The sequence below is a fragment of the Microbacterium sp. P5_E9 genome, from assembly GCF_054049175.1.
On the sequence record NZ_JBFUMV010000007.1, the window covers coordinates 135,379 to 157,782 of the forward strand.

The window sequence follows — 22,404 nt, forward strand, 5'->3', positions numbered from 1 at the left end:
GCGGACGGATGTCGCGGCGCGGCGCTCCTGGGGGGCGCCGCGCTCGTCCGTCAGCGCGGACTGATCGCCGCGAGCCGGACAGCCGGGGTGATCTCGCGGCGCGTCCAGGTGAACAGGAAGCGCTCGTCGAATCGCCGCGCGCACTTCGAGCACGAGGTGGGGCGCGTCGGTCGCCGGTGGCGGTACACGACGTGCCCCGCCGCGCACGCCCCCACCCACGGCGCCAGTTCGACGGCCGTCTCGCCGTCGTGCGTCACGCCGCCGACGTAGCCCAGGTCGCGCGCCACGGCCTTCCAGCGCGGACCGTGCCGGGCATCGGGTCCGGCCAGGGCGTGGGCGACCTCGTGCAGCAGCGTCTGGTGGTTGGTGTCGTCGTCGTAGCGGGCCGCGAGGTAGCGCGAGACGCTGATGCGCTTGCTCGTGTAGTCGCACAGGCCGGCGCGGCGTTTCGCGTTGTCGAACGCGAACGACCACGAGGAATCAAGATGAAGCGCGATGAGGGCATCGGCCCATCCGCGCACGCGTTGCAGTTCCGACATGACCGCGAGACTAGAACGCAGGTACGACAGTCAGCTGGCGACGGATGCGGCCGCGCGTCGCCGGTCCGCCGCGTCGATCGCGATGAGGGTCGGCTCGAGCTGGTCGTCCGGTGCGCCGGACTCCTGGCGGAGGAAGAGCGCGCGCTTGAAGTCGACGCGTGCCGCAGCAAAGTCCTCGGCGTCGAAGTGCACCTTGCCGCGGTGCTGATAGGCGAATGCGGCGATCGCCGTCCACCCCTGCCCCTCGGCCTCGTCGGCGCACATCGTGAGCTCCTGCTCGGCGGCGGCGAATGCGCGACGGTGGGCTTGCACCGACGCGTGCAGGATGCGGGCGCGCAGCAGGTCCTTGCGCGTGCCGGCCATCCGCGCGACGCGCACCGACAGCTCGGACAGCACCAGGGCGTCTTCGAGGCGGTCGAGCACCTTCAGCAGCCACACGCGCTCGAGCAGAGCGGGAAGGCTGCGCTGCTCGCCGATCTCGGCGAGGCGGTCCTTGCACTGTCGGGCGTCGATCTGCTCACGCAGCGTCTGCGGGTCGTACCCGTGGATATAGCTCACCGTGACTCCTCTCCACGCGACCGGCTCGCCGTTCCAGTGTGCCCCGGCCGTGGTGCCCCGCCAGCCGCGGCACGCCGCTCCCCGTCATCCCGCCGCCCGAAAAACTGCCGCGGACGGGGAGGCGTCGGGTCAGCGCTCGAAGACGGATGCCGCGGGCTTCGGCGACGGCGTCGCATCGGCGTCGGTCGCGGGACGCGCGCCGCGCGCGAACTCGTCGAGCTCGGCGCCCTGCGCGACCTTCGCCGGGTGGGGCCCTGCCGCCATGAGTCGCGGCAGCCATTCTGTCGGCAGTGGTGCGGGGGAGGCCGCGATGACGAGGTTGCCGAACCGCCGGCCCTTGAGGGTCTGCACTTCGGCGAGCACGATGACATGCTTCAGCACCGACCGCACGGTCGCCACCTGACGGCGGGCGAAAGCGAGCCCGGCACCATCGGCGACGTTGGCGAGGAGCACGCCATCGGGTGCGAGCAGGCGTGCGGCGGCCGTGTAGAACTCGACGGTGGTCAGGTGCGCCGGGGTCTGCGCGCCCGAGTAGACGTCCGACACGAGCAGATCGACCATGCCGAGGAGCCCGGCGGGCAGCCGGTCGAGCCCTTCCCGGGCGTCGCCGATCCGGACGCGGATCGACGCTCCGCGCGGAAGCGGCAGCTCGGCGCGAACCAGCTCGACCAGGGCCGGCTCGAGCTCGATCACCTGCTGGCGCGACCCGGGCCGGGTGTGCTCGACGTACCGCGGAATCGTCAGTGCACCGGCGCCGAGGTGCACGGCGGTCAGCGGCTGCCGAGGCATCCGGAGCTGGTCGATGACGGCGCCCATGCGTGCGACGTACTCGAAGTGCAGGTGCGAGGGATCGTCGAGGTCGACGTGGGACTGCGGCGTGCCGTCGACCTCGAGCTCGAAGCCCGAGGTGAAGCCCGACTTGGTGATCCGGGCGATGGTGCCGTCGCTCAGCCGCGCCTGCGGTGCCTCGTCGGGTTCGTACCGCGCTCTGGCCATATCTCAACGGTAGTCGCGGCCAAGACCCTGCACTGACCCGGCTAGCGTGAACACATGGCGAGCATCGACCTCAACGCCGACCTGGGCGAGACGGTCGACGGTGTGCCGACGGCCGATGACGAGGCGATGTTCGCGGTCATCTCGAGCGCCAGCATCGCCTGCGGCGGGCATGCCGGGGATGCCGCGTCCATGCGTGCCGCGGTCGCCCGCGCGACCCGGTTCGGGGTGGCGGTGGGCGCGCATCCGGCCTATCCGGATCCCGCGAACTTCGGCCGCGTCCGGCAGCACCCGAACCCCGCCGAACTCCAGACGGCGATCGCCGCCCAGCTCGCCGCCCTCCTCGAGGCGGGTGCCGACCTCCGCTACGTCAAGCCGCACGGGGCGCTCTACCACGCCGTGATCGAGGACCGCGGGCAGGCCGACGCCGTCGCCCAAGCGGTCGCGGCCGTTTCGGCAAGCCTCGGCCGGACCCTGCCCATCCTCGGACTCGCCGGCGAGATCGCCCGCGCCGCAGCGGCCGAAGGCCTGCCGTTCGTGCGTGAGGCGTTCCTCGACCGGGGCTACCTGGCGGACGGCTCGCTCGTCCCTCGCGGCGAACCCGGCGCCCTGCTCGACGACCCCGCAGCCGTGGCGGAACGGGCGGTGCGGCTCGCCCGCGATGGCGTGGTCGACGCCGTCGACGGCTCCGCGATCGCGGCGGACGCGGCATCCCTCTGCCTCCACGGCGACTCCCCGGCGGCGGTCGTGATGGCGCGCGCTGTGCGCGCAGCCCTCGATGGAGCAGGCGTGGCGGTGCGCGCCCCGTGGTGACCGCGCGCGTGCTGCCGATGGGGGACCGCGCACTGCTGCTGGAGGTGCCGGCGCTCGAGGACGTGCTCGCGCTGCACCTGGCGCTCGAGCGGTCGAGGCCCACCGGCGTCGTCGACATCGTCCCCGCCGCGCGGACGGTGCTGGTCCGCGTCGACCCCCGCATCCTCTCCCTCGCGGCCGCCCGCGCGTGGGTGCAGTCCGTCTCGGCCGGCCCAGGACAGCAGGCGCCGAAGGTCGCCGACGAGGTGGTGCTCGACATCGTCTACGAAGGTCCTGACCTCGCCGATGCGGCCGCGCTCCTCGGGGTGTCGCCGGAGGCGCTCGTCGCGCAGCATGCGGCGGCCCGCTGGTCGGTGGCCTTCACGGGGTTCGCGCCCGGGTTCGGCTATCTCACCAGCGCCGACTGGCCGTACGACGTGCCCCGCCTCGAGGTTCCGCGCACCCGGGTGCCTGCGGGGTCGGTCGGCCTCGCGGCGGGCTTCACCGGCGCCTATCCGCGCGAGACCCCGGGCGGATGGCAGCTGATCGGCACGACGCGGGCGCAGCTGTTCGATCCGGATGCCGCGTCCCCCGCGCTGCTCGCACCCGGGGCGCTCGTCCGCTTCMGCCCGGTCGGCCCCGAGGCCGCCGATGCCCCCGGGGCCGCCAATGCCCCCGAGGCGGCGCCGAAACCACCGACTTCGCGCGAGTCCACTCAGTCTGTCGCGCCGAAACGTGTGGATTCGCGCGAAGTGGGTGGACTCGGGGTCGGTGGGCTCAAGGCGGTCGGCGAGGGCGACGAGGGCGGCGGGGTCGGTGGGCTTGAGGCCCCCGGCGCGGCCGGCGGCGGCACGGCGACAGGCGGGGCCGCCGGCGGCGGCATCAGGATCGTCGAACCCGGGCTGCTCGCCACGCTGCAGGATCTGGGGCGTCCGGGTGCGGCATCCGTCGGCGTATCGACCTCCGGAGCGCTCGACCGTGGCGCCCTGCGCACCGCCAACCGGCTGGTGGGCAACACCGAAGACGCAGCCGTCATCGAGGTGACGATGGGCGGCTTCCGGGCGACGGCCGACGCCGACCTGTGGTTCGCGGTGACCGGCGCGTGGGGGAGCATCCGCCTCGGCGGCGCGGCGATCGACCCGTACGACGCCCATCGCTGGCCGGCCGGCGCCGAGCTGCATCTCGACTGGTTCGGTCACGGTGCCCGCGCCTACCTCGCTGTCCGCGGCGGGCTCGACGGACCCGTGACGCTCGGATCCCGCGCCACCGACATCCTCGCCGGCCTCGGCCCTCGTCCCCTCCGCGCCGGAGACGCCGTGCCGGTCCGCGGCGACGCGGTCGTGCCGATCCCGGCTGCCGTCCTCGCGCCGTGGGGCAGCCCCCGCGACGACGAACTCGTGGTGGAGCTCGCCCCAGGTCCGCGCGGCGACTGGTTCACGGCATCCGCCCACCGCACGCTGTTCGAGACCGTGTGGACCGTCTCGAACAGCGCGGACCGCATCGGCCTGCGCCTGGACGGCCCCGCCCTCGACCGTGCGCGCGACGGCGAGCTGCCGAGCGAGGGCATGGTCCCAGGGGCCATGCAGGTCTCGCCGAGCGGTCAGCCGACCATCCTGCTCGCCGACGGTCCGGTGACCGGGGGCTACCCGGTCATCGCGGTGGTGACGGATGCCGGACTCGACCTGCTCGCGCAGGCTCGGCCGGGCACCCGCGTCCGGTTCCGCCACGCACGGCCGACCTGAATCCGGCTTCAGGCGTCGTCGATGTTCGCGAGCGCGAACTCCGCGGCCTCGAGCGCGGACATCTCGCGCCCGCGGCGCATGGCCTCGCGCACCGCGGCCTCCTCGGCCGGTGCGGTCGCGGCGTCGAGATAGCGCAGATGGTAGACGAACTGCGCGGTGTCGTACATCGTGATCCGCTGTCTGATGGTCTCGGCGGCGCCGGCGAGGGTCGCGGCGACCACCACGTCTCCCTGCGACGCGGCGACCGCGCACAGACCCTCGACGGCGTAGGCGATCCCCTCCTCGTGATCCAGACTCATCGACCGGCGCATGGTCTCGATGAATCCGCGGGTGGCGACCTTCGTGTCGCCCCCGAGCAGCCGCATGCGGGCGAGGTGGTGCCGCGCCACCGTCTGGGTGAACGGATCGTCCGCCGACGCGAGTGCCGCCTCGAACCGTCTGGTCGCCTCGACGGAGTCGCCGATGGCCCACGCGACGCGGCCCAGCGCGATGAGAGCCAGGGTCTCTCCCCAGCGCAGACCCTGCCGGCGAAGGCTCGCGGCGCTGCTTTCGAGCAGCGGGATCACCTCGCTGAGGGGCTGGCCGAGAGTCGCCCGGGCAAGGCCCTCCGTCGCGTGCGCCATCGCCGCCCCGGCGTCGTCGCCGGTCGCGGCGAAGAGATCCGCGGCTTCCTGAAGACCCGCGAAGACCTCCGCACCTCTGTCGGTCGTCCACATCTCCGACCACAGGTAGTAGAAGCGCGCGACCGCCCTGGCATGATCCGAGGGCTCCGGCACGCGCGCGAGCAGCTCTTCCATCCACAGTCGGACCTCGTAGAACAGCCCGCGCAGCCACCAGTACAGGTAGAGGCGCCACGCGATGTCAGTCGCGATGTCCGCGTCGCCGACATCGGTGAGATGCCGCACTGCGGTGCGCAGGTTGCCCCGCTCCAGGTCGAGTCGTGCCGCAGCCACGCGCTGCCCGGGCCCGGTGAGCTCGGGGGCGACGCGACGTGTGAGGGCATCGATGTAGCGAGCGTGCGCATCCCGCATCGCGCGCTCCTCGCCGCGCTCCACGAGCTGCTGGACGGAGTATTCGCGCACCGTGGCGAGCATCGCGAACACCGCCTCCCCGCCCACATCGGACTGCGACACGAGCGAACCGTCGATCAGGGCTTCGAGTGCGCCCACCGCGCGGGCCGCCCACACTCGCCCCACCCCGATCGCATCGACCGCGTCCAGAGTGAACCCGGCGGAGAAGACCCCGAGATCCCACAGCAGGAGCCGCTCATCCTCCTCGAGAAGTCCCGTCGACCACTCGATCGTCGCGGCGAGGGTGCGCTGGCGCCCCGGGATGTCCCGACTCGAATCGACGAGCAGACGCAGTTTCGAGTCGAGGCGCTGCAGCACCGCCGCGGGGGTCAGGAGCCTCATCCGGGCTGCCGCGAGCTCGATCGCCAGCGGCAGGCCGTCGAGCGCCTGGCAGACGGCCACCACGGCCGGCGTGTTCCCTGCCGTGAGCGCGAAGTCCGGCTTCATGGCCCGGGCGCGTTCGACGAAGAGCTCCACTGCGGGTGATCCGGCGGCGCGAGAGACGGACCCGGGCGCGGCGGCATCCGTCGCCGCCAGCGGCGGCACCTCGTAGACCCGCTCCCCGCGGATGCGCAGCACGATCCGGCTGGTCACCAGGAATACGGAGTCGGGTGCGAGCGTGTACAGTCGCACGACCTGGGCGGCGGCATCGACGATCTGCTCGAAGTTGTCGAGCACGATGAGCATGCGCCGCCCGTGCAGCGCGAGCGCGAGTCGATCGTCGAGCGGTCGCTCGCTCGCATCGCGGATGCCGAGTCCGTACGCGATCGTTGGGAGTAGCAGGTCCGGCTCGAGCACGTTCTCGAGCGCGATGAACACCGTTCCGTCCGGGAAGGCGGGCTCGGCGGCAGAGGCTGCTTCGATCGCCAGGCGGCTCTTGCCGATCCCACCGGGGCCGAGGAGCGTCACGACGCGATGACGGCCGCTCGTGACCAACTCGAGGACGTCGGCCACTTCGCGGTCGCGTCCGATGATCCGCGAATACGCCGGCGGCATGCGGACGGCGGCACTCGCGGGCGGCGCTGACGATGCCTGGGCGGCTGCGGCGTCGAAGCGCTCGGCCAGCAGCGTCGCGAGGTCGCCGACGAGCTGCTCCTCGAGCTGCTCGGGTGTCTCGAAGGGGAGGTAGGCCGCCGTGTCGTCTGCTCGGATGCGGTCGATCAACTCGTTCAGGCGGTCGTCGCGGTGTGCCGACGCCTTGATGTAGATGAGCTTCGGCATCGCCGGCGGCGCCAGGTTGTACTCGTCCTCCAGCCCCGAGACGTCCTCGTCGGGCGCCACCCACCCATAGCTGTCCGCATAGATGCCGACGAAGACATCCGACTGAGCCAGGTACGACCGGTACAGCTCGCGCGGGGGATGCGGACGAGCGCCGAGCTCGAACATCACCGGGGCGAGGCGGAGCCGCTCGATCGCGCCACGCGCTGCCCGCCGCTCATCGGCGAGCTCCTTCAGGGTCGAGCTCACGAAGACACGGATGCGCTGATCCGGGGTGCGGATGACAGCCGGGGCCTCGGTCACGGCGAGATCACCACTCGGCGAGGGACTTGTGGATCGCACCGACGTCCGCCTCGGGCATCGCCAGGGCGATCGCCTCGGCGACGGAGAGCTCCGCGCCCCGCCGCTCCCCGGCGGCGACCGCCTTCGCATCGGTGGCGCGCATCGCGTCGAGCTGCGGCGTGTGCACGCGGAACGCCTCCGCGTCGAAGACGCCGATGCGATGGCGGATCGCGGCGGCAGCCGCGGACAGCGCGCCCGCTCGCTCCCCGTCGCCGCGGGCCGCGGCCACCGTGCAGAGCCCCTCCAGCCCGTACGCGATGCCCTCTTCATGGTGCAGGCGGATCGAGACGAGGAGGGTGCGGATGCACGCCTCTTCGGCGGCCTCGACCTCGCCGCGCACGAGCAGGAGGCGCGCCTGATGATTGCCGGCGACCGAGAGCGTGAACAGGTCGCCGCTGGCCTCGGCGATCTCGATCGCGCGGCTGAAGTGGGCGAGCGCCTCGTCGCGCTGGTCGAGCAGCCAGGCCAGCCGCCCCTGCGAGACCTCGGTGATCCCCTCGGCCCAGGTGTTGCCGAGCGCGTGCAGGCGCTCCACCGCCTGGCCGAGTTCCCGCCGCGCCTTCTTCACGTCCGGCATCGGCAGGGAGAGCCGCGCGGTGGCCCGCGCCGCGATCGCCATCGCCGAGGCGTCCTCGTCGCCGCTCTCGGCGAAGAGCCGCACACACTCGCCGAGCCCGGCGACGACACCTTCCGACGGGCGCTGCCACATCTCGCCCCACAAGGCGAGGAACCAGGCCACCGCACGGGTGTGCTGGGTGATCGGCAGCTCCTTGGCGAGCAGTTCGAGCATCCACACCCGCACCTCTGCGAAGAAGCCCGCGATCCACCAGTAGATGAGCAGGCTCCACGCGTAGTCGCCGGCGTCGTCGAGGCGATCGGTGTAGACCAGGTGCCGCACGGCCGCCCGCAGGTTCGGCAGCTCCAATCCGAGCTGCGCCACCGCCTCGGCCTGGCCGGTGCCACGCAGCTCGGGCGCGAGCCGGGCGACGAGACCGCGGTAGTAGTCCGCGTGCGCGGCGCGGAGCACATCGGCGTCGCCGCGCGCCTTGAGCCTGCCCAGCGCGTACTCGCGCACGATCGCGAGCAGCGAGAAGACCGCGCGTCCGTCGATCTCGAGCTGCTTGACGAGGGAGCCGTCCACCAGGGCGGCGAGACTCTCGAGTCCCCGCCCTTCCCATGGGCGCCCGACGCCGAGCGCCTCCACGGCCTCGAGGCTGAAGCGCGTCGCGAACACGCCGAGGTCTTCGAGCAGCTCCCGGTGCACGTCGGGGAGCAGGCTCATGCTCCAGTCGATCGTCGCCCGCATGGTGCGATGCCGCTCGGGCAGGTCGCGCACGGCGGCCGTCAGCAGCGGCAGGCTCTGCTCGAGGCGCTGGGCGATCCCGTGCGGATTGAGCAGCCGGACCTTCGCCGCCGCGAGCTCGATCGCAAGCGGCAGGCCCTCGAGCCGCTGGCAGATCGCGGCGATGTCCGCCGCGTTGTCCTCGGTGATCGTGAAGCCCGGCTTGACGGCTTCGGCGCGGTCGACGAAGAGCATGCAGGCCGGGGAGCGCAGCACGCGGTCGAGGGTTGCGAGGGCTCCGGCATCCGGAATCGCCAGCGCGGCGACGTCGTACAGCTGCTCGCCCCTGATCCGCAGCACGATCCGGCTGGTGACGAGGAATTTCGCCGTCGGCGCAGCAGCGGAGAGCCGGGCCAGCACCGGGGCCGCATCGACGATCTGCTCGAAGTTGTCGAGCGCGACCAGCACGCGGCGGCCCGCCAGGGCGTGCGCGATCCGTTCTTCGAGCGGGGCTTCGCCGTTGTCCCGGATGCCGAGCGCGTACGCGATCGCCGGCACGAGCAGACCCGGCTCGAGGACGCCTTCGAGCAGCACGAAGTAGACGCCGTCGGGGAAGAGGTCCTCGCTCGCGTGGGCGATCTCGATGGCGAGACGGCTCTTCCCGATGCCGCCGGGGCCGAGCAGGGTGACGATGCGGCTGTCGCCGGCGAGGAGCGCGCGCACCCGGGCGAGGTCGTCCGCGCGGCCGATCGTCGCCGTGTAGGGCACCGGGATCCGGGCGATGGGGGTGGCGCCCGCGGCCGGGCCGTCCGCCTGGGGCGACGTCCGGGATTCGTCGAAGCGCTCGGCGAGCAGAGTGGCCAGGTCGCCGGCGACCTGGTCCTCGAGATCGGCGGCGGTGACGAACGGGAGGTAGGCCGCGGTGTCGTCCGAGCGGATCCGGTCGATCAGCTCGTCCAGGCGCGCGTCGCGGTGTTCCGACGCCTTGATGTAGATGAGCTTCGGCATCGATGAGGGGGCGAGGTTGTACTCGTCCTCCAGGCCCGAGACCGACTCGCCGGGTGCGACCCATCCGTAGCTGTCGCCGTAGATGCCGACGAAGACGTCGGACTGCGCGAGGTAGGCGCGGTACAGCTCGCGGGGGGGATGCGGACGGGCGCCGAGCTCGAACATGACCGGGGCAAGACGCAGTCGCTCGATCGCCGAGCGCACCGCCTGTCGTTCGTCGGCGAGTTCGCGCAGCGTCGAGCTCACGAACACCCGCAGATGCTGGTCGGGCGTGCGGATGGTGTCACGCGTTCGGTCGATCATCGTTCCCCCACGTTCGGGCCCTCCCCAGAGCCATCGAAACCTGCATCGCCTTTGACGTCATCGGTGCGCGAGCTGGTCCGGCGCCGGAGTGTCGTCGCCGTCCGGCAGCGCCAGCGCCACCGCTTCGGCGAGGCTCAGCTCCGCGCCGGCGCTCTCGCCGGCCGCCAGACCCCCCGGGTCGTGTTCGCGCAGCGCGGCGAGGTGCTGCGTCTGCATGAGCAGTGTCTGCACCTCGAGGATGCCGGTGCGCTGGCGCACCGTCGCGGCCGCCGTGGCCAACGCGCCGGTGCGCCAGGCATCGCCCCGCGCGGCGGCGACCGCGCAGATGCCCTCCAGGCCGTACGCCATGCCCTCCTCCCAGTGGAGTCGGGCCGACAGCCGCAGCACCTCGATGAACCCCGTCTCGGCGACCGCCTCGTCACCGCGGATGAAGTTCAGGCGCGACTGCAGATTCCCCGCCATGACATTCGTGAAGAGGTCGTCTCCGGCGCGGGCGATGCCCAATGCCCGATCCAGATGCTCCTGCGCCTCGTCGAGCTGCCCCCTGATCCAGCAGAGTCGTCCGAGCACGACCTCGGTGCTCGCTTCGCCCCAGGTGTTGCCGAGGTCGTGCAGGGTCGCCGCCGCCGTGCGCAGCTCGTCGGCCGCGGCATCCGCGTCCAGTCCAGGAAACTGCATGCGCGCCGTGGCTTTGGCGGTCGTCGCCATCGCGGCGGCCTCTTCGTCGCCGCTCTCGCGGAACAGGCGCACGCAGTCATCGAGACCCGCGACCACCTGATCGGAGGGGTGCTGCCACATCTCGCCCCAGCGCACGAAGAAGCAGGCGATGCCCTTCGTGCGCGCGCTGAGCGTCTGCTGCTTTCCCTGCAGCTCCTGCATCCAGCGGCGCACCTCGGCGAACGACCCGGCGATCCACCAGTAGATCAGCAGGCTCCAGGCGAACTCCGCGGCCTCGTCGAGCCGGTCGGTCCAGATGAGGTGCCGCACCGCCGCGCGCAGGTTCGGCAGCTCGAGCTCGAGCTCGATGACGGCATCCGCCTGCCCGGTGCCGCGGAGCCGGGGGCCGAGGCGTCCGACGTACGCCGCGTAGTAGTCGGCGTGGAGGGCCCGCACCCGGTCCGCATCGCCGCGGGCGCGAAGGCGCCCGAGCGCGTATTCCCGCACGATCGCGAGCATCGAGAACACGACGCGGCCGTGCACGTCGGTCTGCTTGACRAGGGACCCGTCCACGAGCGCGGCGAGGGCGTCGATGACCTGTCCGTCCCACGAGCGCCCTGCGCCGATCGCCTCCACGGCGTCGAGCGTGAACCTCGTCGCGAACACGCCGAGATCCTCGAGCAGATCGCGTTCGGCATCCGTGAGCAGGCCGACGCTCCACTCGATCGTCGCGCGCATGGTCCGGTGCCGCTCGGGCAGGTCGCGTGAAGCGGCAGACAGCAGCGGCACGCTCTGCTCGAGCCGGGCGGCGATGCCGGCCGGAGTCAGAAGACGGATCCGCGCCGCGGCGAGCTCGATCGCGAGCGGAAGGCCCTCGAGGCGCCGGCAGATGTCCGCGATGTCGGCGGCATTGTCGGGGGTGACGTCGAACCCGGGCTTGACGGCCTGCGCGCGGTTCACGAACAGCGCGACCGCCGACGAGCGCGTGGCGCGGTTGAGGCTCGCCGGGAGCGACCCGGGCGGCGTCGTCAGCCGCTCCACCTCGTACACATGCTCGCCGCGGATGCGCAGCACGATGCGGCTCGTGACCAGGAAGTGGGCCAGCGGCGCGGCGCTGTAGAGGCCGACGAGCGTCGGCGCCGCCTCGATGATCTGCTCGAAATTGTCCAGCACGATGAGCACCCGCCGATCGCGGAGCGCATGCGCGAGCCGTTCGACGATGGCGGCTTCGCCGTTGTCCCGGATGCCGAGAGCCGCTGCGATCGTCGGCAGCAGCAGCCCCGGCTCGAGCACGCCCTCCAGCGTCACGAAGTAGATGCCTGCGGGAAAGAGGTCGGCCGCCGCCAATGCGGTTTCGGTGGCGAGCCGGCTCTTGCCGATCCCACCGGGGCCGACCAGGCTCACGACCCGGTGCGCGCCGCTCGCGAGGAGGTCCCGGATGGCGGAGATGTCCTCCTCCCGGCCGATCGTCGGGGTGGCCGGAGCGACCACTCGTGCCGGCGGCGCGAGGTCGGGCTCCTCGTCGAAGGCCACGCCCCTGGTCTGATCGAACCGCTCGGCGAACAGGGTCGCGAGGTCTTCGGCCACGCGCTCGCGCAGTTCGTCAGCCGTCTGGAACGGCAGGTAGGCGGCCGTGTCGTCGGTGCGGATGCGCGCGATCAGCTCCGCGAGCCGATCGTCGCGCTTGTCGGATGCCTTGATGTAGATGAGCTTCGGCATCCCGCGGGGAGCCAGGTTGTATTCGTCCTCGAGTCCGGAGATCTCCTCGTCAGGCGCGACCCAGCCGTAGCTCTCCCAGTAGATCCCGACGAACACGTCGCTCTGGTGGAGGTAGGAGCGGTACAGCTCGCGGGGCGGGTGCGGGTGGGCCCCGAGCTCGAACATGACCGGGGCGAGCTGCATCCGCTCGATCGCCGCGCGCGCGGCGGCACGCTCCTCGGCGAGTTCGCGCAGGGTCGAACTCACGAACACCCGGATCCGCTGGTCGGGCGTGCGGATCGCGGGGTGATGATCCCCAGTCATGTGCATATATTGCCCCCGCTCCGCGGTGGATGCCACGGGTTTCCGCGGATTCTGATCGCGGGAATTCAGCGGGAGGCACTTTCGGGGAGCCGCATCACGGGAGTAGCGTGCGGCTCGGCGGTGTGGGAACCGCCCGTCCGGGGGGACACACGTTTGCCGCCTTCGGGGAGGGATTCGATCATGAAACGCGTATCGATTGCGTGCGTCATCGCTCTGGGGATCGTCCTCGGCAGTGGGGGAGCCGCGATGGCGGGAGAGGTGAACGGGAACGGCGACGACATCCCCGGTGCGGGCAACGCCGCGTCGGAGTGTGCGTTCTCCGGCCTGGACACGGCCGACGACATCGAGGGGACCGGCCCTGAGGGCCAAGGCGACGACGTGTTCGCGAAGCGCGGCAACCAGAAGCACGGCTATCACGGTGTCCAGAACTTCGGCATGTTCCGCAGCGACCCCGTCGCGAAGCAGTTCGTCGTCGGGTTCAACCCCGGCATGGCCTGCCGCGGCAATATGTGACCACTCGGACAGCTGAGAGCATCTGACGGCAGCGCCTGCGCGCCCGGCCCCGCGGCCGGGTCCGCAGGCGCTGCACGTTTTCGGGGTTATACCGCAGCCTGGAGAACTTTTCAAGATTCGACTGGACACGGCGCGTCATCCGCCGTATAGTAGGTAGTTGCGCTCTTGGATTCCCCCTGCCCTCATATGGTGGTCGGCTGTGCCTGCGTGCCCCCCGCTTCTACGCCTGCGTGCGAGCGGAGTGTGGCGCCTGGCTCTCGGGGACGACGGAGCACTCCACCCTGACGACAAGGAAACGAGCCCCTGCCCGGGCCTCACGGAGGTAATCCCCTTGGCTGCTGCGCGCAACGCATCCACCACCACCATCAAGAACGGCCGCGGAGCTTCCCGCCTCTCGTTCGCCAAGATCTCCGACACGCTGGAGGTCCCCGACCTTCTCGCGTTGCAGACCGAGTCATTCGATTGGCTCGTCGGCAACGACGCGTGGAAGACGCGGGTCACCGAGGCTCAGGCCATCGGACGCACCGACGTTCCCGAGATCAGCGGCCTCGAGGAGATCTTCGAGGAGATCTCGCCGATCGAGGACCTGAGCGAGACGATGCAGCTCTCGTTCACGAACCCTTATCTCGAGCCCGAGAAGTACTCCATCGAGGAGTGCAAGGAGCGCGGCAAGACGTACGCCGCTCCGCTCTACGTCGAGGCCGAGTTCATGAACCACCAGACCGGTGAGATCAAGACTCAGACCGTCTTCATGGGTGACTTCCCCCTGCAGACCGGCAAGGGCACCTTCATCATCAACGGCACCGAGCGCGTCGTCGTCTCGCAGCTCGTGCGTTCCCCCGGTGTGTACTTCGACCGCACGCCCGACAAGACCAGCGACAAGGACATCGTCTCGGCGCGCATCATCCCCAGCCGTGGCGCCTGGCTCGAGTTCGAGATCGACAAGCGCGACCAGGTCGGCGTGCGCATCGACCGCAAGCGCAAGCAGTCCGTCACCGTCTTCCTCAAGGCGCTCGGCCTGACCACGGAGGACATCCTCAACGAGTTCGCCKGCTTCGACTCGATCGAAGAGACGCTGTCGAAGGACACGATCCTCTCGAAGGAAGACGCGCTCCGCGACATCTACCGCAAGCTCCGTCCGGGCGAGCAGGTCGCCGCTGAGGCCGCCCGCGCGCTGCTGGACAACTTCTACTTCAACTCCAAGCGGTACGACCTGGCGAAGGTCGGTCGCTACAAGATCAACCAGAAGCTCGGCCTCGAGGCCCCGCTGTCGGACTCGGTCCTGACCGTCGCCGACATCGTCGCGACGATCAAGTACCTCGCCCGCATCCACCGCGGCGACTCCGTCTTCGACGGCGTCCGCAACGGAGCGCCGGCCGAGATCCGTCTCGACATCGACGACATCGACAACTTCGGCAACCGCCGTATCCGCGCTGTCGGCGAGCTCATCCAGAACCAGGTCCGCACCGGCCTGTCGCGCATGGAGCGCGTCGTCCGCGAGCGCATGACGACCCAGGACATCGAGGCGATCACGCCGCAGACCCTGATCAACGTGCGCCCCGTCGTCGCCGCGATCAAGGAGTTCTTCGGAACGTCCCAGCTGTCGCAGTTCATGGACCAGAACAACCCGCTCGCGGGTCTGACCCACAAGCGCCGCCTTTCGGCGCTCGGCCCCGGTGGTCTGTCCCGTGAGCGCGCCGGCGTCGAGGTCCGTGACGTCCACCCGTCGCACTACGGCCGCATGTGCCCGATCGAGACGCCGGAAGGCCCGAACATCGGCCTGATCGGCTCGCTGGCCTCGTTCGCCCGCATCAACGCGTTCGGGTTCATCGAGACCCCGTACCGCAAGGTCGTCAAGGGCAAGGTCACCGAGCAGATCGACTACCTCACCGCGAGCGAGGAGAGCGACTACATCGTCGCTCAGGCCGGTGCTCCGCTGAAGGCCGACGGGCACTTCGCCGAAGAGCGCGTGCTGGCCCGTCGTGGTCAGGGTGGCGAGGTCGACCTCTTCCACTCCGACGAGATCGGCTACATGGACGTCTCGCCGCGCCAGATGGTGTCGGTCGCGACCTCGCTCATCCCGTTCCTCGAGCACGACGACGCGAACCGCGCGCTCATGGGCGCGAACATGCAGCGTCAGGCCGTCCCGCTGCTCCGCTCCGAGTCGCCGCTCGTCGGCACCGGCATGGAGGGCTACGCCGCGATCGACGCCGGCGATGTCGTCACCGCCGAGAAGGCCGGTGTCGTCGTCGAGGTGTCTGCGGACGTCGTCACGGTGCAGCTGGACGAGGGCGGAACGCAGGACTACTTCCTGCGCAAGTTCGACCGCTCCAACCAGGGCACGTCGTACAACCAGCGCGTCATCGTCGCAGAAGGCGACCGCGTCGAGGTCGGCGAGGTTCTCGCCGACGGTCCTGCGACGGAGAACGGCGAGCTCGCGCTCGGCAAGAACCTCCTCGTCGCGTTCATGACGTGGGAGGGCCACAACTTCGAGGACGCGATCATCCTGAGCCAGGACCTGGTGAAGGACGACACCCTCTCTTCGATTCACATCGAGGAGTACGAGGTCGACGCGCGCGACACGAAGCTCGGCAAGGAGGAGATCACCCGTGACCTCCCCAATGTCAGCCCCGACCTGCTGAAGGACCTCGACGAGCGCGGCATCATCCGCATCGGCGCCGAGGTTCGCCCCGGCGACATCCTCGTCGGCAAGGTCACGCCGAAGGGCGAGACCGAGCTGTCGGCCGAGGAGCGTCTGCTGCGCGCGATCTTCAACGAGAAGAGCCGCGAAGTCCGCGACACGTCGCTGAAGGTGCCCCACGGTGAGCAGGGCACGATCATCGCGGTCAAGGAGTTCAACGCCGAGGACGGCGACGACGAGCTCGGCTCGGGCGTCAACCGCCGCGTCGTGGTCTACATCGCCCAGAAGCGCAAGATCACCGAGGGCGACAAGCTCGCCGGCCGCCACGGCAACAAGGGTGTCATCGCCAAGATCCTCCCGATCGAGGACATGCCCTTCCTCGCCGACGGCACGCCGGTCGACGTCATCCTGAACCMGCTCGGCATCCCCGGCCGCATGAACTTCGGCCAGGTGCTGGAGCTTCACCTCGGCTGGATCGCCAAGCAGGGCTGGAAGGTCGAAGGCTCGCCGAAGTGGGCCGCGAAGCTGCCCGAGCAGGCGCACCAGGCAGCCCCTGGCACCAAGGTCGCGACCCCGGTGTTCGACGGCGCCTTCGAGGAGGAGATCGCCGGTCTGCTCGACTCGACGACGCTCACCCGCGACGGTGACCGGCTGATCGACTCGACCGGCAAGACCCTGCTGTTCGACGGCCGCTCCGGCGACCCGTTCCCGGCACCGGTCTCGGTGGGCTACATGTACATCCTGAAGCTGCACCACCTCGTGGACGACAAGATCCACGCGCGGTCGACGGGCCCCTACTCGATGATCACGCAGCAGCCCCTGGGTGGTAAGGCCCAGTTCGGCGGCCAGCGGTTCGGCGAGATGGAGGTGTGGGCCCTCGAGGCCTACGGCGCCGCCTACGCGCTCCAGGAGCTCCTCACGATCAAGTCCGACGACATCCTCGGCCGCGTCAAGGTGTACGAGGCGATCGTCAAGGGCGAGAACATCCAGGAGCCCGGCATCCCCGAGTCCTTCAAGGTGCTCATGAAGGAGATGCAGTCGCTCTGCCTGAACGTCGAGGTCCTCTCGGCCGATGGCACCGTGGTGAACCTCCGCGACACCGATGACGATGCCTTCCGCGCTGCGGAAGAGCTCGGCATCAACATCTCCAGCCGCTTCGAGTCCTCGTCGATCGACGAGATCTAAGCCGCCAGGCAACGACAGAATTCCGACACAGGAGAACTGAGAAACTAGTGCTCGAATCAACAACTTTCGATCAGCTTCGCATCGGCCTGGCCACCGCTGACGACATCCGTCGTTGGTCGTACGGCGAGGTCAAGAAGCCTGAGACCATCAACTACCGCACGCTCAAGCCCGAGAAGGACGGCCTGTTCGGCGAGCAGATCTTCGGACCTTCCCGCGACTGGGAGTGCGCCTGCGGCAAGTACAAGCGGGTCCGCTTCAAGGGCATCGTCTGCGAGCGCTGCGGCGTCGAGGTCACCAAGTCCTCGGTCCGCCGCGAGCGCATGGGCCACATCGAGCTCGCTGCGCCGGTCACCCACATCTGGTACTTCAAGGGCGTTCCGTCGCGTCTCGGGTACCTGCTGGACATGGCGCCGAAGGACCTCGAGAAGGTCATCTACTTCGCCGCCTACATGGTGATCTCGGTCGACCAGGAGGCGCGTCAGCGCGACCTGCCGACGCAGGAGAACAACATCCGCCTCGAGCTGAAGACGCTCGGCGATCGCCGCGACTCGCGCATCGCCACGCGCCTGCAGAAGCTGGAAGAGGAGCTCGGCGCGCTGGAGGAAGAGGGCGCCAAGGCCGACCAGAAGAAGAAGGTCAAGGATGCCGCGGAGAAGGACATGGCGGGCATCCGCAAGTCCTTCGACGATCAGATCATCCGTCTCGAGAAGGTGTGGGAGGACTTCCGCACCCTCGACGTCGGCGCCCTGAAGGGCGAGGACGAGATCTTCCACGAGCTCCAGGACCGCTTCGGTCAGTACTTCGAGGCCTACATGGGCGCGGAGTCGATCAAGCGTCGCCTGCTGGCGTTCGACCTGGCCGCTGAGGCCGAGAACCTGCACCTGCAGATCTCCGAGGGCAAGGGCCAGCGCAAGATCCGTGCGATCAAGCGCCTGAAGGTCGTCAACTCGTTCCTGCAGACCGGCATGTCCCCGGCATCCATGGTCCTCGACGTCGTTCCGGTGATCCCGCCGGAGCTGCGCCCGATGGTGCAGCTGGACGGTGGCCGCTTCGCGACCTCCGACCTCAACGACCTGTACCGCCGCGTGATCAACCGCAACAACCGCCTCCGTCGCCTGATCGACCTCGGTGCCCCCGAGATCATCGTCAACAACGAGAAGCGCATGCTGCAGGAGGCCGTCGACGCACTGTTCGACAACGGCCGCCGCGGTCGTCCGGTGACGGGCACGGGAAACCGCGCGCTCAAGTCGCTGTCCGACATGCTCAAGGGCAAGCAGGGCCGGTTCCGCCAGAACCTGCTCGGCAAGCGCGTCGACTACTCGGGCCGTTCGGTCATCGTCGTCGGTCCGCAGCTCAAGCTCCACCAGTGCGGTCTGCCCAAGCAGATGGCCCTCGAGCTGTTCAAGCCGTTCGTGATCAAGCGCCTGATCGACCTCGGTCACTCGCAGAACATCAAGGCGGCCAAGCGCGCCGTCGAGCGCACGCGTCCCGAGGTCTGGGACGTGCTCGAGGAGATCATCCGCGAGCGTCCCGTGCTGCTCAACCGTGCGCCTACGCTGCACCGTCTCGGCATCCAGGCCTTCGAGCCTCAGCTCGTCGAGGGCAAGGCCATCCAGCTGCACCCGCTCGTCTGCGCCGCGTTCAACGCGGACTTCGACGGCGACCAGATGGCTGTCCACCTGCCGCTGTCGGTCGAGGCCCAGGCCGAGGCGCGCATCCTGATGCTCGCGTCGAACAACATCCTGAAGCCGTCTGACGGCCGTCCGGTCACCCTGCCTTCGCAGGACATGATCATCGGCCTGCACCACCTGACCACGGTCAAGGTCGGCGCGAAGGGCGAAGGCCGCGCGTTCGGTGACGTCGGCGAGGCGATCATGGCCAAGGACGAGGGAACCCTCGACCTGCAGGCCAAGGTCCGCATCCGGATCCCCGACCTCGCGTTCCTCGAGGGCGAAGCCCCCGAGGGCTACGAGAACCACGGTCTCGTGGACGCCTCGCTCGGCCAGGCGATCTTCAACGGCACGCTCCCCAAGGGCTACCCGTTCGTGCGTGAGCAGGCCGACAAGGGCAAGCTCTCGCAGATCGTCAACAAGCTCGCCGAGGAGTACCCGAAGGTGGAGGTCGCTGCGACCCTCGACCGGATCAAGGACGCCGGCTTCTACTGGGCCACCCGTTCGGGTGTCACGGTGGCGCTCAGCGACATCCTGACCCCGCCGGACAAGCCCCAGATCGTGGCCCGCCACGAGAAGCGGGCCGCGAAGGCGCAGGACCAGTTCGAGAAGGGCCTCACGACCGACGCCGAGCGTCGCCAGGAGCTCATCAAGATCTGGACCGAGGCGACCGACGAGGTCCAGACCGCGATGCGCGCGAACTTCCCTGAGGACAACACCATCAACCGCATGGTGTCGTCGGGTGCTCGTGGTAACTGGCTGCAGATCCGGAACATCGCCGGTATGCGAGGCCTGGTGAACAACCCCAAGGGTGAGATCATCCCCCGTCCGATCATCTCCTCGTACCGCGAGGGTCTGTCGGTGGCGGAGTACTTCATCGCGACGCACGGTGCCCGCAAGGGTCTGGCCGACACGGCCCTCCGTACCGCCGACTCGGGTTACCTCACGCGTCGTCTCGTGGACGTCTCGCAGGATGTCATCATCCGCGAAGAGGACTGCGGCACGACCAAGGGCCTCGAACTCCCGATCGCGACCGCAGGTCCGGACGGCGAGCTCGTCAAGGACCCGAACGTCGAGAACTCGGTGTTCGCCCGTTCGCTCGCATCCGAGGTCGTCGGCCCCGACGGTGAAGTGCTCGCCGCCGCCGGTGACGACGTCGGAGACGTGCTCATCGACAAGCTGATCGAGGCCGGCGTCGGCACCATCAAGGTGCGCTCGGTGCTGACCTGCGACTCGGCTGTCGGCGTCTGCCAGGCCTGCTACGGCCGTTCGCTCGCGACCGGCAAGCTCGTCGACATCGGCGAGGCGGTCGGCATCATCGCCGCCCAGTCGATCGGTGAGCCCGGCACGCAGCTGACCATGCGCACCTTCCACACCGGTGGTTCGGCTTCGGCCGACGACATCACGCAGGGTCTGCCCCGCGTGCAGGAGCTCTTCGAGGCCCGTACCCCCAAGGGTGCGTCGCCGATCGCGGAGTCCGACGGTCGCATCACCATCGAGGAGACGGACCGCGCCAAGAAGGTCATCCTGACGCCCGACAACGGCGATGAGCCGCACGTCTACCCGGTGCTGCGCCGCGCGACGCTCCTGGTCGAGGACGGCCAGCACGTCACGGTCGGTCAGCCGATCCTGGTGGGCACGCTCGACCCCAAGGAGGTCATGCGTGTCATGGGTGCCCGCGAGGTGCAGCGTTACCTCGTGAACGGCGTCCAGGGCGTGTACCGCTCGCAGGGTGTGCCGATCCACGACAAGCACATCGAGGTCATCGTGCGCCAGATGCTGCGCAAGATCACCGTGGTCGACCACGGTGAGACGACGCTGCTTCCGGGTGAGCTGGTCGACTTCAAGAAGTACCAGAACATGAACCGCGAGGTCGTGGCACAGGGCAAGCGCCCCGCGTCCGGTCGCCCGGAGCTCATGGGTATCACGAAGGCGTCGCTCGCGACCGAGTCGTGGCTGTCCGCCGCTTCCTTCCAGGAGACGACCCGCGTGCTCACGCAGGCCGCCATGGAGGGTCGCAGCGACCCGCTGCTCGGCCTCAAGGAGAACGTCATCATCGGAAAGCTCATCCCCGCTGGAACGGGACTTGCGAAGTACCGCAACGTCATCGTCGAGGCGACGGAAGAGGCCAAGAGCGAGCGGTACCCCAACCGCATCTTCGCTTCGGACGGCGCGTACAGCGACGCCGACCTCGGCTATGTCGACTTCGACAGCTTCTCGACCGACGACTTCTCGGGCAACTACAACTGACCCACTGAGATCGTGACGCGAAGGGCCCCGGTTTTCCGGGGCCCTTCGTGCGTCGCACCCGCGCGCCGAGGCGGGGCCGCGGCATCCGGTGCCTACCCTCGATAGCGGAGGCGATAATGGCGCGGATCGGCGGTCGCAGCCTGTGGCTGGCGTGGCCGGTCGGCGTGCTGTGCGCCGGCATCGTCGGGGCCCTGCTCTGGGTCGCGGCGCCCGCCGTGCCCGGCACGGTCAACTGGATCGGCGACACCCTGCGCGCGGCGACGTCGGCGCCCGTGGCGGCCGCGCCGTCGCCCGTGGAGACCGCCGCGCTGGATCCCGCCACCGACCTGGACTGCCGCACGCTGTATCCCGACCGGCTCTGGGCGGAGCTGGTCTGGGGGAGGGACGTGCTGCTCTCGCAGAACTTCGCGGCGCCGCCGACCGGGATCACCGGCCTCGTCGATGCGCTCCAGCCCGTGGTGCGGGTCACCTGCTCCTGGCGGTCGGCTGCCGGTCAGATCGTGACGACGCTCTCTCAGGTGGGGGCGGATGCCTCGACCATCGCCGATGCCGCGCTGCGCGGGCAGGGCTTCGACTGCGAGACCATCGGCGCCGGGGTGGCATGCCGGCGCCAGCAGGGGGATGTCATCGAGGAGCAGGCGGTGCGGGACGGGCTGTGGCTCGCCAGCGTCGAGACCTCGTGGCTGCCCGAGGACTACGGAACCCAGCTCGCCGCGCGCGTGTGGGGCTGACCGGTGCAGCTACCGGTCACTCCGGCCAGATGTGGTCGACGATGCTCGACGTGTAGCCGCTCGGCGAGAGGTTCGAGTACATCGTGTCGATGAGGATGCCGTCGCGCCAGAACAGCGTGCGCCCATCGGTGACCGGGTAGTTGGGGTTCTGCCACGAGCCTTCGCAGCGGGTGCCGCCGTCCGGGGTGTAGCAGGTGTAGCCGTCGCTGGCCGCGTAGCCGTTGAGCAGGTCGAGGGCGGGCCCGCGGGACATGAGCAGGATGGTCGTGGTCAGTGCCGTCGTATCGGCGGCCGGGTCGCCCCAGATGCACAGCAGGCTGCCGTCCGGCAGCACCCCGGACGGGCCGAAGGCTGGGTGGTTCAGCGGGATGCCCTCGAGCTGGGCGAGCACGTTCGCGGAGAGGATGGCCTTGCAGTCGGTCGGGATCGCCGCGGACGGGGTCGCAGTCGGGCTGGGCGTGCCGCTGGGGGACGACGAGACATTCGGGGTGTCGGTCGCTGAGGGCGCCGAGGGCTGTCCTGCCGGGTCCACCTCGGGCGCGCAGGCGGTCAGTGCGGCGGCGAGAAGGAAGGCGGCAGCCACCCCCGCGAACGGTCGACGGTGAGAGGCCATGGCGCTCACCCTAGTCAGGGGTGGCCCCCGGACCAGGAGCGAAACGCCCCGGCATGCCTCCGAGGCCGAACCCGTCCCCCGGGATAACCTCACCCTGCAGGGACGTGCCCTGCGTGAGGAGTGCATCCGATGAGTGACCCGAAGTCGTCGTACGGCGAGCCAGTCGAGGATCCCACGGCGGTCGACGATGTCGTCGGCAGCGTCAACGAGGGTCTCGCCCATGCCGAGGCCGCTGGTCGCGACGCGGTCCCGGACTCGGAGCAGCCGAGCACGGA

13 protein-coding genes are annotated in these 22,404 nt (G+C 69.9%); 6 read left to right on the forward strand and 7 right to left on the reverse strand.

All coding sequences use genetic code 11. The features are described 5' to 3' along the window. Positions 1-50: 50 nt before the first annotated feature. The 3 genes from ACXJ3V_RS11545 to ACXJ3V_RS11555 all read right to left on the reverse strand — a co-directional run bounded on the left by ACXJ3V_RS11545 (position 51) and on the right by ACXJ3V_RS11555 (position 2,093). Entirely contained in the window at positions 51-539 is a 489-nt protein-coding gene (locus tag ACXJ3V_RS11545) for a SprT-like domain-containing protein (protein ID WP_457100451.1), read from the reverse strand. A 30-nt stretch (positions 540-569) separates the two neighbouring features. Then, positions 570-1,097 carry a hypothetical protein gene (locus ACXJ3V_RS11550; protein ID WP_457100452.1) on the reverse strand — a complete coding sequence of 176 codons (528 nt, stop codon included), beginning with the start codon at positions 1,095-1,097 and terminating at the stop codon, positions 570-572. 129 nt (positions 1,098-1,226) lie between these two features. Next, on the reverse strand, positions 1,227-2,093 hold the full coding sequence (locus ACXJ3V_RS11555; protein ID WP_457100453.1) for a spermidine synthase: 867 nt from the start codon (positions 2,091-2,093) through the stop codon (positions 1,227-1,229). Positions 2,094-2,147: 54 nt separating this feature from the next. Here ACXJ3V_RS11555 and ACXJ3V_RS11560 point away from each other — a divergent pair, with 54 nt between their 5' ends. Both ACXJ3V_RS11560 and ACXJ3V_RS11565 read left to right on the forward strand, forming a co-directional pair. Then, on the forward strand, positions 2,148-2,903 hold the full coding sequence (locus tag ACXJ3V_RS11560; RefSeq protein WP_457100454.1) for a 5-oxoprolinase subunit PxpA: 756 nt from the start codon (positions 2,148-2,150) through the stop codon (positions 2,901-2,903). Next, the gene (locus tag ACXJ3V_RS11565) at positions 2,897-4,624 is read left to right on the forward strand and encodes a 5-oxoprolinase subunit B/C family protein (protein ID WP_457100455.1); all 1,728 of its coding nucleotides are present in this window, start codon (positions 2,897-2,899) and stop codon (positions 4,622-4,624) included. The genes ACXJ3V_RS11560 and ACXJ3V_RS11565 overlap by 7 nt, the downstream gene beginning before the upstream one ends. Before the next feature lie 8 nt (positions 4,625-4,632). Here ACXJ3V_RS11565 and ACXJ3V_RS11570 read toward each other — a convergent pair whose 3' ends face one another. Genes ACXJ3V_RS11570 through ACXJ3V_RS11580 form a run of 3 tightly spaced genes read right to left on the reverse strand, consistent with a single transcriptional unit; the run spans position 4,633 to position 12,526 of the window. Then, on the reverse strand, positions 4,633-7,215 hold the full coding sequence (locus ACXJ3V_RS11570; RefSeq protein ID WP_457100456.1) for an ATP-binding protein: 2,583 nt from the start codon (positions 7,213-7,215) through the stop codon (positions 4,633-4,635). A 7-nt stretch (positions 7,216-7,222) separates the two neighbouring features. Then, positions 7,223-9,847, reverse strand: coding sequence for a DUF4062 domain-containing protein (locus ACXJ3V_RS11575; RefSeq protein WP_457100457.1), 2,625 nt, complete (start codon positions 9,845-9,847; stop codon positions 7,223-7,225). A gap of 57 nt (positions 9,848-9,904) precedes the next feature. Beyond that, entirely contained in the window at positions 9,905-12,526 is a 2,622-nt protein-coding gene (locus ACXJ3V_RS11580; RefSeq protein ID WP_457100458.1) for a DUF4062 domain-containing protein, read from the reverse strand. A 180-nt stretch (positions 12,527-12,706) separates the two neighbouring features. On the opposite strand from ACXJ3V_RS11580, the gene ACXJ3V_RS11585 reads away from it, so the two are divergent. The 4 genes from ACXJ3V_RS11585 to ACXJ3V_RS11600 all read left to right on the forward strand — a co-directional run bounded on the left by ACXJ3V_RS11585 (position 12,707) and on the right by ACXJ3V_RS11600 (position 21,516). Continuing rightward, on the forward strand, positions 12,707-13,039 hold the full coding sequence (locus ACXJ3V_RS11585) for a hypothetical protein (protein ID WP_457100459.1): 333 nt from the start codon (positions 12,707-12,709) through the stop codon (positions 13,037-13,039). Between the two features lie 331 nt (positions 13,040-13,370). Then, positions 13,371-16,865 (forward strand): DNA-directed RNA polymerase subunit beta, encoded by a 3,495-nt coding sequence (rpoB, locus tag ACXJ3V_RS11590; RefSeq protein ID WP_457100460.1) that lies wholly within the window; start codon positions 13,371-13,373, stop codon positions 16,863-16,865. A gap of 47 nt (positions 16,866-16,912) precedes the next feature. Then, entirely contained in the window at positions 16,913-20,785 is a 3,873-nt protein-coding gene (rpoC, locus tag ACXJ3V_RS11595) for a DNA-directed RNA polymerase subunit beta' (RefSeq protein WP_457100461.1), read from the forward strand. A gap of 116 nt (positions 20,786-20,901) precedes the next feature. Beyond that, the gene (locus ACXJ3V_RS11600) at positions 20,902-21,516 is read left to right on the forward strand and encodes a hypothetical protein (protein ID WP_457100462.1); all 615 of its coding nucleotides are present in this window, start codon (positions 20,902-20,904) and stop codon (positions 21,514-21,516) included. Between the two features lie 16 nt (positions 21,517-21,532). Here ACXJ3V_RS11600 and ACXJ3V_RS11605 read toward each other — a convergent pair whose 3' ends face one another. Next, positions 21,533-22,129 carry a hypothetical protein gene (locus ACXJ3V_RS11605; protein WP_457100463.1) on the reverse strand — a complete coding sequence of 199 codons (597 nt, stop codon included), beginning with the start codon at positions 22,127-22,129 and terminating at the stop codon, positions 21,533-21,535. Between the last annotated feature and the right edge of the window lie 275 nt (positions 22,130-22,404).

Excerpts from the sequence above, each read along its gene's own strand:
- ACXJ3V_RS11545 (WP_457100451.1), bottom strand. The coding sequence starts at position 539 with ATGTCGGAACTGCAACGCGTGCGCGGATGGGCCGATGCCCTCATCGCG.
- ACXJ3V_RS11555 (WP_457100453.1), bottom strand. The coding sequence starts at position 2,093 with ATGGCCAGAGCGCGGTACGAACCCGACGAGGCACCGCAGGCGCGGCTG.
- ACXJ3V_RS11560 (WP_457100454.1), top strand. The coding sequence starts at position 2,148 with ATGGCGAGCATCGACCTCAACGCCGACCTGGGCGAGACGGTCGACGGT.
- ACXJ3V_RS11575 (WP_457100457.1), bottom strand. The coding sequence starts at position 9,847 with ATGATCGACCGAACGCGTGACACCATCCGCACGCCCGACCAGCATCTG.
- ACXJ3V_RS11585 (WP_457100459.1), top strand. The coding sequence starts at position 12,707 with ATGAAACGCGTATCGATTGCGTGCGTCATCGCTCTGGGGATCGTCCTC.
- ACXJ3V_RS11600 (WP_457100462.1), top strand. The coding sequence starts at position 20,902 with ATGGCGCGGATCGGCGGTCGCAGCCTGTGGCTGGCGTGGCCGGTCGGC.
- ACXJ3V_RS11605 (WP_457100463.1), bottom strand. The coding sequence starts at position 22,129 with ATGGCCTCTCACCGTCGACCGTTCGCGGGGGTGGCTGCCGCCTTCCTT.